The sequence below is a fragment of the Nonomuraea endophytica genome, from assembly GCF_014203235.1.
In the GTDB taxonomy this organism is placed as follows: domain Bacteria; phylum Actinomycetota; class Actinomycetes; order Streptosporangiales; family Streptosporangiaceae; genus Nonomuraea; species Nonomuraea endophytica.
Genome location: NZ_JACHIN010000005.1, coordinates 345,206 through 356,731, shown reverse-complemented (window position 1 = coordinate 356,731; position 11,526 = coordinate 345,206). Strand labels below are relative to the sequence as shown.

Below are 11,526 nucleotides of genomic sequence, written 5' to 3'. Positions count from 1 at the left end.
CCGGGGCCGCTCTTTTGGGGGACGACGGCGCTCTTTCGGGGAGCGGCGTGAGGGCGGGGGCGCGCAACGCGCTCACCGACGTTCCGGGTATCCGGGTCGGGCACGCGCAGCGTGTGGGCGGCGGCTATCTCACCGGGACCACCGTGATCCTGCCGCCGGGCGAGGGCGCGGTGGCCGGGGTGGACGTGCGCGGCGCCGCCCCAGGCACCCGCGAGACCGAGCTGCTCGACCCCCGCAACCTGGTCGAGCGGGTCCACGCCGTCGTCCTGACCGGCGGCAGCGCGTACGGCCTCAGCGCGGCCTGCGGCGTCATGGACCGCCTCGCCGACGCCGGGGCCGGCTTCCCGGTGGAGGGCGGCGTCGTCCCGATCGTCCCCTCCGCCGTCATCTACGATCTGGGCCGGGGCGGCCACTTCCGCGCCACCCCCGCCGCCGAGCTGGGCGCCGCCGCCTACGACGCCGCCTCGGCCGACGAGGCGCGCAACGGCTCCATCGGCGCGGGCACCGGCGCGGTGGCGGGCGGGCTGGCCGGTGGCGTCGGCACCGCCAGCGCCGTCCTCGGCTCGGGCGTCACCGTGGCCGCCCTGGCCGTGGTGAACGCCGCCGGATCGGTCCTGGACCCCTCGGGCGGCCTGCTGGCGGGCGCCCGTTACGGCCTGCCGGGCGAGTTCGGCGGTCTCGGGCCGCCGTCCGCGCGGGAGGCGGACGCCTGGCGGCCGGTGAAGGTCACCAGCTTCAACACCACCATCGGCGTCGTGGCCACCGACACCGCGCTGTCGAAGGCCCAGTGCGGCAAGCTCGCCGGGGTGGCCCACGACGGCCTGGCCCGCGCGATCCGCCCGGCCCACACCATGGTCGACGGCGACACCATCTTCGGGCTGTCCACCGCCGCCCGATCCGCGCCGTCGAGCGCGGAGCCGCAGGACGTCCTGGCCGCAGGGGCCGACGTGTTCAGCCGCGCCGTGGCCCACGCCGTGCTGGCCGCCACCGGCCGCCCGGAGGCGCCCGCCTATCTCGACGTCTTCCCCAGCGCCCGACTCCTGCAGGAGGAACGACCGTGAACTGGCCGAGCGGACTGCCGATAGGGGCGGGCTGGCTGCCCGTCGAGGACACCACCGAGATCGTCTTCCCTTACGACGGCAGCGTGGTGGCCACGGCGCCGCTGGGCACGGCCGAGCTGGCCGCTCAGGCCGTGGAGGAGGCGCTGGCCGTGGCGCCCGCCATGGCGCGGGTGCCCTCGCACGCCCGCCGTACCGCGCTGATGGGCGCGCACGACGCGCTGGTGGAGCGGCGCGCGGAGGTCGAGCGGCTGCTCGTGCTGGAGACCGGCAAGCCGCTGGTCGACTGCCGGGTCGAGGTGGCGCGGACGATCGTCACGCTGGCCACAGCCGCCGAGGAGGTGGCCAGGCTGCACGGCGAGACCGTCCCGCTGGACCTGCTGCCCTCCGGCGAGGGGCTGACCGGGTTCTGGACGCGGCGGCCGATCGGCGTCGTGGTCGGCATCACCGGCTTCAACTACCCGCTGCTCCTGGCCGCCCACAAGATCGCCCCGGCTATCGCGGCGGGCTGCCCGGTGATCGTCAAACCGGCGCCGGCCACCCCGCTGGCCACGCTCTGGCTGGTCCACCTGCTGCGGGAGACCGGAGCGCTGCCTTCGGCCGCGGTTCAGCTGGTCACGGGGGACGTCGAGGTCGGCCGTACGCTCGTCGAGGACCGCAGGATCGGCGCGGTCTCCTTCACCGGCTCCGCGGCGGCCGGGCACGCCATCGCCCGCAACGCCGCCCCGACCAAGGTCGTGCTCGAACTCGGCTCCAACGCCGCTCTGGTGGTCGCCGCCGACGCCGACCTGGAGGCCGCGGCTGACGCGGTGGTGCGCGGCGGTTACTACGCCTCCGGGCAGGCGTGCATTTCGGTGCAGCGGGTGCTGGTCGAAGAGCGGGTCAGGGACCGGTTCCTGCCTCTGCTCGCCGAGCGCATGAAGAACGTGGTCAGCGGCGACCCGCGCGAGGCGGAGACCCGGGTCGCGCCGCTGATCGACGAGCGTTCGACCGCGCGCGTGCTCGAATGGGTGGAGGCGGCCGTGGACGCGGGCGCGAGCCTGGCGACCGGCGGACGGCGCGCGGGCCGGGAGATCGTGCCGACGCTGCTGGCCGACGTCCCCGACGGGGTGGCCGCCTGGGACGAGGAGATCTTCGGCCCCGTCGTGTGCGTACGGACCGTGGCGGACCTGGACGAGGCCTTCGCCACCGTCAACCGCTCCCGCTACGGCCTGCACGCCTCCGTCTTCACCACCTCCCTGGCCACGGCCTTCGCCGCGATCGACCGGATCGAGGCGGGCGGCGTCGTGGTCAACGAGGTGCCGGGCTTCCGCGCGGACAACATGCCCTACGGCGGCGTCAAGGACTCCGGCATCGGCCGGGAGGGTCCGCGCTTCGCCATCGAGGAGTTCACCGTCACCCGGATGGCGATCATCCGCCCGTAGCCGTGCGGGCCGGGGGGAACCCGGCCCGCACGGTTCTATCCGTGGGAGTCGGGTGAGGTACGGGCCAGGCCGAAGCAGGAGGGCCCGTTGGGTCCGTCGAACCTGACGGAGTTGAAGAAGTCGCGGAAGGTGCTGAAGAAGTTCCCCTTGTCGCGGGGCCGGGTGACCGCGGAGCAGCCGCCGTAGTCGGCCTCGGAGTAGAGGTGGATCCACGAGTCGGTGCGGTTCCAGTCGGACTTGCCCCTGCTGCCCATGCCGAGGGCGGCGAGGCTGGGGGTGTCGCCCTGGATCTCGATGATGTCGCCGGTGCCGTCGAGCCCGGAGAACATGCAGTAGTAGCCGTCGCGGCAGCGGTCGTACCCGTCTGCCGCCTGGGCGGGGGTGCTGGTCAGGGCGGCCATGGCCATGGCCGCGATCGGGAGCGCCAACAGGTGAAGCTTCTTGCCCACTGTCCCTCCATACCTGAAACTTTCCTTCGACCCTACAGGCTGCGATCTTGGCGGTGAAGAGGGATCTTGCGGCGGGTAAGGAATTCCTGTCTAGGCTGGCGCATGATCACTCACGCGGTCTCAGCCGTGGCCCTGACGGCCGCCCTCTCCCAGCTCGCCAACCGCACGACCTGCCTGTCCTCGCCGACCGGGCCTCAGGACAACCGCAGAGTCCTGGTACGGCCCTGCGCCAAGGCCGGCCGGCTCACGTTCACCCGCGTCCGCCGGGGCATGGACGGCGAGCACCTGCGGATCTCCTGGAAGAACGGCCTGTGCCTGGCGGGCAACTACAAGGGCCACGTCTACCGGGCGGCTGCTCGGCCATCGCCGCCGCATGGGTCGTCGTCCGCTGGTCCATGGACTAGCGGACGGCCCACCTGGTGCACTGGTCGGACCAGTCACTAGAGTGCTGACCATGACGAGCTACGAGAGGTTGTTCCGCCTGGACGGACGGCGGGCGGTCGTGATCGGCGCCGGCAGCGGGATCGGCAGGGAGTCGGCGCTGGCCCTGGCCGCCCAGGGCGCCGAGGTGGTCTGCGCCGACCGGGACCTGCCCGCCGCCGAGCGGACGGCCGCCCTGTGCGGCGCGAGCGCGTACGAGGTGGACGTGCTCGACGCCGCGGCCGTGTGGACGCTGGCCGCCCAGGAGCCCGCCGACGTGCTCGTCTTCACCGCCGCCACCAACGTGCGCAAGCGCCTGCTCGACTACACCGGCGAGGAGTTCGCCCGCGTGGTGGACCTCAACCTGCGCGCCTCCTTCGAGGTGGTGAGGGCCTTCGGCGCCGGCATGGTGGAGCGCGGGCGCGGCTCGATCATCGGCTTCGCCTCCATCAGGGCCGCGGTGACCGAGCCGGGCCAGGGCGTGTACTCGGCCACGAAGGCCGGGCTCGTGCAGCTTCTGCGCACCGCGGCGGCCGAGTTCGGACCCTCGGGGGTGCGCGTCAACGCGGTCGCGCCCGGCGTGGTCGAGACCCCGCTGACCCGCCAGATCAAGGACAACCCGGACTGGTACGCCGCCTACGCCGCCAAGTCCGCCCTGGGCCGCTGGGCCCGCCCCGAGGAGATGGCCGGCGCCGTCGTCTACCTGGCCGGTGACGCCGCGAGCTTCGTCACCGGCTCCGTCCTCTACGTGGACGGCGGCTGGACCGCCGTAGACGGCCGCTTCGACCCGCCCAACTGACCCATCAGGCCCGCTCCAGCCGACCTCCCAGGCCCGCGTCAGCTGACCTCTCAGGCTGGTCCAGCTGATCTCTCAGGCCCGCTCCAGCCGTGCCTGCAGCGGCCGTCCGTGCACGGTCTCGAACTCGACCACCGTCCGCGCCCCCGCCGGGCGCACGCGGCACGGCTGCCCGCCGGAGGCGCGCCAGCGGCCCGACAGCGTCGCCCGCAGCAGGTGCGGATGGCTCGGATCGTCCAGCCAGCGGCGCGACCACGGGCTGTAGTGGCCGACGTAGCGGCCCCGCTCGTACTGGTCGGGGTCGATGCCGCCGTACAACCGCAGGTCGGGGTCGCACACGGCGAGCACGAGGCCATCCGCCTCCTGCCTGGTCAGCAGCATGGACGGCGTGTCGACCGCGCGCACCAGCCCCTCCCCGGCCGACAGCCGCTCGAACAGCGCGTACCCGGTGATCCCGCTCGCCCGGTCCGTCACGATATGAGCTCCCTCGTCCGCCCGATGCACCGTGTACGGCGCGCGCCCCGCGTCGGCCATGTCGGCGGCGAAGGCGGCCATGCGCGCGGCAGTGGCGTTGACGACCATCGCGTACTCGTAGCGCCCGCCCCTGGGCGCCGTGCCGTGCCTGATCCAGGCGGTGGAGAAGTCGCCGCTGGTCGGCGCCTCGGTGGCGTTGTGCCGCGAGGCCTGGGTGGTGCGGGTGAGCGCGACCCGCTGGCCGGGGGCGAGGTAGTAGCCGATCCCCTTGTCGTCCAGCAGCCAGCGCGGCGACAGGTCGCGGGCGTCGTGGCCCCAGGGGACCTCGGCCCCGTCCATGAGCAGCGCGCCGCCGGTGCGGGTGGTCTGGAAGAGCGTGGTCTCGGTCTCGTCGCGGGCCTCGTCGTTGCCGATGCCGGTGCCGATCGCCACGATCCGGTCGTCGAACAGGAAGACGGACTTCCTGGCCCGGTGCGAGCCCTCGTACTTCGGGTGCTCGCGCAGATCCATCGCGAACATGCCGTCGCGGTCGTCGATGCTGTGCGCCCCCGCGAACCGCGCGTCGGTGAGCAGCATCTCCTCGATCGCGCCGGTCAGGTCGCCCTTGAGGTCGTCCCAGGACTTGTGGATCGTGGTGGCGCCGGGGCGGCGGTTCCAGTCGTAGCCGTTGTGCGCGTAGCCGCTGTCGAGGTTGGTGCCCTTGTTCACCACCTGGATCTGGCCGTAGGTGTTGTAGCGGCCGTACCAGTTCGCGCCGACGTAGATCTCGGTGCTCCACAGGTAGCGGTTGTGGCCGCGTACCGTCACCTGCCACTCCTCGCGGCGGTGCACGGCCAGCGCCGCGTAGTTGAGCGCCCACGTGCCCGTGGGCGCCGCCTCGGGCTTGACGCCGCGCGCGGCCAGCCGTTCGGCGATCGCCTTCTGCTGCGGCGTCGGTACGGCCGGCAGCAACCGCAGGAACGCGGCGCCGATCTCGTCGTCCACCTGGGCCAGCCACTGGAAGGGCACCACCGACAACGCCGTCAGCCCGCTGGGATTGCGGCCGCTGCACGAGATCGGCCACTGGGTCCGGCCGGCGTAGACACGCTGGGCCAGCAGGGCCTTCCTGAGCCAGCCGTACGCCTGCGTGGACAGGCCGAAGCTGCCGCCGTGCAGCAGATAGACGATGGGCGCCAGCCCCGCGAAGCCGTCGCGCACGTAGTCGGGGAAGAAGCCGACGTGGTGGAAGGCGGTGCCGTCGACCTTGATGCCGTCCTGGATGCCGTCGGTGGGCAGGAGGGTGGCGCTGAGCCAGTCGCGCAGGACCCGGAGGTAGGCGACCTGCTCGGCGTCGCCGTCGCGCAGCATGATGGTGGCGAGCATGCCGCGCACGGTCGTGTTGTAGAGGTCCATCATGCTGCCGCGGGCCATCCGGAAGCCGAATCCGCGGAACATCCGGCCGAGTCCGGTCAGCCAGTCGAGGTCGGCGCGGATCTCCTCCAGCAGCCCGGCCTCGCGCAGGGCGTCGCGCATGAGGTAGGCGGAGTCGTAGTAGCCGCGCACGTCGTAGCCGAGGTGGTGGATGGTGCCCTGGCAACTGCCCCGGGTCCAGCCCTGCTCGCGCAGGTGGCGCAGCATCTTGACGTACAGGGCGGCGAGGGCGGGACGGTCGGGCGGGCTGGCGTGGTGGGCCAGGGCGACGGTGCGCAGCAGGTCGGTGACGGCGCGCAGGGTCGCCGGGTTGACGAATGCCCTCAGCTCGGCGGCGATCTCGGCCGGGTAGATCTGGGCCTGGTAGGCGTGGACGGGGCGGCCGAGCAGGGCGTCGGCCTGGGCGGTCAGGCCGGGCACGTCGACGGTGACCGGGGCGATCAGGTACTCGTCGAGGTAGCGGGCGCGCAGGGCGTGGAGGTCGGCGGTTTCGGCGGCGGACGGCGGCGACATGTCCGGCTTTTTCGTCTTAAGCAGGTGATCGAACCGATAGAGCGCCTGCCAGTGCTGGTTGTCGTACTCGTCGCCCTCGGGAGCGATCTCCGGCAACTGGTAGTCACGGCACGGCGCGTCCGGGCGCAGCGGCACGTTGAGCATGAGCTGGTCGATGTGCAGCACCCCGGCGCGGCGCGGCGCGACGATCCGCAGCGTGTCCATGTCCGGATGCGGGCGGCCGCGCATGTCGTAGGCGTACCGCAGCCAGGCGGTACGCCAGCCGGTGAACCCGAGCCGGAACTCGAACCAGACGTCGGTACGCGCCCCCCGCCCGAACTCGAAGCGCACCACGTCGTCGGCCGGTTCCGTGTTGTGGATCCAGACGCAGAAGGCGTCCACGAGCCCCTGCCAGGCCTGGTCGTCACCGAGCCGGTAGGGGTCGGGTCGCCAGCGCAGCGGGGCGCTGACCGTGATCACGTCCCGGCCGCCGTGCTCCCAGCGCAGGGAACGCGTGCCGCAGACCGCCACCTCACCCGACAGGCTGAGCCCGGTCCCGGACAACTGCGGCGGCACCGCCGTCTCCAGCAGGAACACCGGCGGATCCATGGCCAGCGCGCGCTGCTCCAGGTCCAGGGCGCGCTGCTCTGGGGCCAGGAGTCCGGGGGTCGTCTGGGCGGCGGCGGGGAGGTGGGGGAGGAAGAAGGCGCTTGCCGCACCGGCCGCGATGGCGGATCGGCGGGTGATCTCGGGTGCCATGCGCGTATCCAATGCGAAAATTATCTTCACGTAAACCCCTCCTCGCGGCACATTCTGCCGCCACCCACCCACCGCACTCGCGGACTGGCAAACCGCCGGCTGGCCAGCCCCGCCGAGTGGCCAGACCGCCAGACCGCTGGGTGGCCAGACTGCCGGGCGGCCAGACGGCCAGACCGCCGGGCGGCTGGACTGCGGGGAGAGGGCCGCCGGGCTGCTGGGTCGTTGGGTAGTTGGGACCCCAAGTCGGGGACGAATTGACGGTGAGTTGGGACCTGTGGTCGGCTCGTTACTTATGTTTCTGATGGGATGATGAGAACCGGTTCCGGGGGATAGCTCTTCGATGTCGTGGCGTGTCCACACCACTTCCGCGTTCCTGGCCGTCTGCGCGCTGGTCGTAGGGCCAGTTCCGGCTCCGGCTTCCGCGCAGGCCAAACCGGTGATCACGCCGGTGCCCGAGGTGGCGGCCCCGCCTCAGGCCGCGGACGGGAGCGCCGTGAAGCGGCAGCCGTCGGCGGCCCTGGCGGCGGTTCCCGAACGGGCCGTCGGACCGGCGGCCCCCGAGGTGACCACACCTGCCGGGCCCGCGCTCATCGACGAGCTCAGCGCCGCCGCCGACCGGCGCCGCCATGCCGTACCGGATCTGATCCCGGACACCCGCCAGGCCGGGACGCTCGCGTTGTCGCGCCCGCTCGCCTCGGTCACGAAGCTGTTCGACGGGATCGACCCGCTCAAGGGCGTCCCGCTGCTCACTTACCGGCTGTGCGTGAAGACCGCCGAGGTCGCCTGCTCGGCCACGCAGCCGCTGGTCAAGCCGGTGGTCGCCGACGTCAGCGGCGACGGCGCGCCCGACCTGGCCGCGAACCTGGTGCCCACCGCGGGCGCCGAGGGCACGGTCGGGCTCGGCTTCACGACCCGGCGGCTGAGTGAGGAGCCGCTGGAGGCGACGGTCTGGGCCGAGTACGACGGCCGCGTGGCCATCGGCTTCTCCGGCGACCTCTCGCGCGCCGACAAGGGCACGTTCAGCGTCGACCTGGACGGCAAGAGCGTCAGGGCGAGCGTCAAGCGGACCGAGCCCGGCGACCGCGTCGCCACCATCGCCGGGCTGCCCGGCAAGAGCGCGGTCCGCCTGACCCAGGAGCCCGCCGCCACCAGCTTCACCGCCACCGCGCGGCTGGACCGCCCGCGCCTGGAGGTGACCAGCTCGACCCCGGCCAAGCTGGAGGCGCTCGCCGTCAGCGGCGGCCAGACCACCCAGGTGGTCCTGGACAAGCTGCGCGCCCGCACCACCGTCGAGCTCGTCAGGGGCGCGGCCACCGAGGCGCGCTTCCGCTCCGGCGCCGCCATCGGCCGCGCCGAGCTGCGCACCTACGCCTACCACGACGGCCGCCTGGCCCGCCTGGCCGAGGTCGCCGTCGACCGGGTGCCGCCCACGTTCACCGCCCGCTACGGCAAGCAGCGCCTGTCCGTCGACTCCGGCGCGCCGCGGGCCCGTTCGGCGACGATCACCTACTTCGACCGCGCCGCCGACAAGACCGTGCTGAAGGCGGCGCTGCGCGGCCTGCCCGCCGGCGTCACCCTCCAGCACGACCTCGCCGCCCACCGCGTCACGCACACCTCCAGCTCGGCACTCGGCCGCTTCGAGATCCTGCTGCAGCGCAACGAGGGCGCGATCGCCAGCCCGCGCGGCGGCCACGTCACCATGATCAAGAACGGCGCCGCCGTCGGGGTGTCGGCCCTGATGAGCGGCCTGTCCGGGTTCGACGTCACCTACGGCGCCGCCCCCAAGGCACACCTGAAGACGGGAGCGGGCGGCAACTCCTTCACCGGCGCCGCCAGCATCGACGGCACCCACCTGGCCCGCCTGGAGATCTCCAACACGCCCGCCGAGGTGGACGTGGCCCTCGACCCCGCCGCGCGGACCGCCGAATACACCGCGAAAGGCGTCATCAAGACGCTGCGCGCCGCGTACACGAACATGAAGACAGGACCGACGGTCGAGGGGACCGTGCGCGGCATCCGCGACCGGGTCAAGGCCACGTGGGAGCTGGGCGAACGCTCGACCGTCGAGGTCAGCACCGCCTCCAGCCTGCGCGACATCACCCTGTACGCCAACCGGGCACACGTCACCAAGCCCCCGGACCGGAGCGCGAAGGGCGGGGCCGAACTGCGCGCCGAGGTCGCCGGGCTGCGCAAGCGGGTGACGCTGACGGCCGGCCCCAAGTCGCTCACCTGGGACGCCGACGCCGCCGTCCGATCGGTCTCGGCGACCGCCAGGGCCGACGTGGGCGGACGGGACTTCCGCGCCGCCGCCGCGATCAAGGACGTGCCCGCCCGGTTCGAGGCGTCCTGGGGCCCGGACGGCTACCGCTTCGACGGCGCCGGCGGCAAGATCGGCGAGGCAGCCCTGGCGGTCACCAACCACGACGACGCCCGGGCGCCCGGCGGACCCCACCTGGCCGCCCACTACGACCAGGCCACCGGCGACCTGGACGCCAGCGTGCGGATCAAGGGACTGCGGTCGGCCACGTTCGCCCCCTCGGGCGAGGGTTTCGCCGCCGAGGTGCGCGGCACGCCCCAGACCCTGGCCCTGGACGCCGACCTGTCCGTGGCCGACCTCCGCTATGGTGCGCTGGGCACCGTGGGCCCGTTCCCCGGCCGGCTGGCGGTCTCGGCGGGCGGCGGCAAGGTCACCTACGCGGGCACCCGCCTGGACGTGAAGGGCCAGGTCTGGCTCGGCAAGTCCGCTGCCCTCAGCGCGCTGCGCCCCGCCCCCGTGCTCAAGAACGGACTCTCCCTGACCACCGCCCCCGCCACCGGGGACGGGGCGTTCTGCGTGGCGGGCAAGGGGTGCTTCGGGGTGCGGGCGCACCTGGACCTGACCGGGCTGCCCGAGCAGGTCACCGTGGACACCACGGCCAAGACGTTCGCCTTCTCCGGATATCGCCCCAAGAGCCGCACCCTCCGCCTCTACCTCCACTCCACCGCGCTGGCCCAGGTCAAGGCGTCGGCCACCCTGCGCGGCCTGCCGGAGCGGATCACGAAGATGGACCTGGGCCCGTTCGAGGCGGGCAACGCGGCCTACCGGATCGAGCCCGCGGCCACGCTGGGCTCGCTCGACCTGCGGGCCGAGTCGGGTGACATCAGGGGGAGCCTGTCGATCGATCCGGTGCCCGCGGCGGTAGCCGTACAGGGGACTTATGGGGCGCAGACCCGCATCCGCGTGCAGAACTCCGCGGCCGTGCGGCGGCTCGCGGCCAAGGTGACGGTCAAGGGCAAGGGGAGCGGCGAGCTGCGGCTGGGCGACGTGCCGAAGACCTTCTCCGTGGACGCCGACGCCTCGGCCGCCGGGCTGAAGGTTCCTGCGGTCACCTACAGGGCGGACGCGGGGACGCTGGACGGGTTCATCGGGGTGGAGAGCGGGCTGGCCGATCCGAGCGGGAAGCTGGGCGACGTGTCGCTGGCCGTGAAGGATCTGGCGGCCGAGACGACCGTCCGGCTGAACCCGGACCAGTCGCTGGACCTGGTGTCGCGGCCGAAGCCGACCGGGCTGCTGCGGGTGCACGCGGGGCTCACCGTCGAGGCCGTGGCGCCGCAGCGGATCGCGGTCAGCAAGGAGGTGCCGCACGCGGCCGGGTTCCTCAGCTACCACGTCGGCGGCGCCTTCGGGCTGGGGCGCAGCACCGTCGATGACCTGTCGCTGGGGATCAGGGGCCTGACGTGGCTGAAGATCCGGCCGGGGAAGGTTCCGTTCGGGCTCAAGGCGCCGCCCGCGCTCGGGTACGTGACGCCGGGCTTCGAGGGCCAGTACACCCGGCTGGACCTGCGGGCGGACGGCGTCGACCTGCGTCCGGACGTTCGGCTGGACGTCAAGCTGAGCCGGAAGATCGGCGAGGACCTGTTCAAGGAGAGCGTGCGCCTCGTGCCGACCGGCGACCTGGCGCTGCGCCGCTACGACCAGCGCATGCGCCGCATCGGGGCCAAGCAGCGCGTCAGCACCGCCGGGCTCCAGCTGGCCTGCCTGACCCTGGACGCCAAGCCCGGCTTCGCCGCGGGCGGCGCCAACGCCATCACGCTGCGCGGCGCCGACGGCCCGCAGATGGTCTCCCTGCTCGACCCCGGCGGCCGCGCGCCCGACTATGCCGTGGACCTGCTCACGCACTTCATGTCGCCGTTCCCCGGCGCGGACTGGCAGGTGGCCGGGGTGAAAGCCGGGAAGTGTGGCTGAGGAATGCCGGTATCTGACT

Annotated in this window: 7 protein-coding genes; 5 read left to right on the top strand and 2 right to left on the bottom strand. The window is 73.1% G+C overall.

The window, feature by feature from the left end:
• The first annotated feature begins 47 nt into the window (after positions 1 to 47).
• Both HNR40_RS20545 and HNR40_RS20540 read left to right on the top strand, forming a co-directional pair.
• Complete coding sequence (locus HNR40_RS20545; protein WP_184963613.1) at positions 48 to 1,061, top strand: P1 family peptidase; 1,014 nt, start codon at positions 48 to 50, stop codon at positions 1,059 to 1,061.
• Complete coding sequence (locus HNR40_RS20540) at positions 1,058 to 2,482, top strand: aldehyde dehydrogenase family protein (RefSeq protein WP_184963611.1); 1,425 nt, start codon at positions 1,058 to 1,060, stop codon at positions 2,480 to 2,482. The genes HNR40_RS20545 and HNR40_RS20540 overlap by 4 nt, the downstream gene beginning before the upstream one ends.
• A gap of 35 nt (positions 2,483 to 2,517) precedes the next feature.
• On the opposite strand, the gene HNR40_RS20535 is transcribed toward HNR40_RS20540, so the two are convergent.
• Positions 2,518 to 2,931 (bottom strand): peptidase inhibitor family I36 protein, encoded by a 414-nt coding sequence (locus tag HNR40_RS20535; protein ID WP_184963609.1) that lies wholly within the window; start codon positions 2,929 to 2,931, stop codon positions 2,518 to 2,520.
• Between the two features lie 102 nt (positions 2,932 to 3,033).
• Here HNR40_RS20535 and HNR40_RS20530 point away from each other — a divergent pair, with 102 nt between their 5' ends.
• Both HNR40_RS20530 and HNR40_RS20525 read left to right on the top strand, forming a co-directional pair.
• Positions 3,034 to 3,375: a hypothetical protein gene (locus HNR40_RS20530; RefSeq protein WP_184963607.1), complete on the top strand. Its 342-nt coding sequence runs from the start codon at positions 3,034 to 3,036 to the stop codon at positions 3,373 to 3,375.
• A gap of 10 nt (positions 3,376 to 3,385) precedes the next feature.
• A complete protein-coding gene (locus HNR40_RS20525; RefSeq protein ID WP_184963605.1) occupies positions 3,386 to 4,150 on the top strand; it encodes an SDR family NAD(P)-dependent oxidoreductase in 765 nt (254 codons plus the stop codon).
• A gap of 72 nt (positions 4,151 to 4,222) precedes the next feature.
• Here HNR40_RS20525 and HNR40_RS20520 read toward each other — a convergent pair whose 3' ends face one another.
• Positions 4,223 to 7,282: a chondroitinase family polysaccharide lyase gene (locus HNR40_RS20520; protein ID WP_184963603.1), complete on the bottom strand. Its 3,060-nt coding sequence runs from the start codon at positions 7,280 to 7,282 to the stop codon at positions 4,223 to 4,225.
• Between the two features lie 340 nt (positions 7,283 to 7,622).
• Between HNR40_RS20520 and HNR40_RS20515 the strand changes: the two genes are divergently transcribed.
• The gene (locus tag HNR40_RS20515; RefSeq protein ID WP_184963601.1) at positions 7,623 to 11,507 is read left to right on the top strand and encodes a hypothetical protein; all 3,885 of its coding nucleotides are present in this window, start codon (positions 7,623 to 7,625) and stop codon (positions 11,505 to 11,507) included.
• The last annotated feature ends 19 nt before the right edge of the window (positions 11,508 to 11,526 follow it).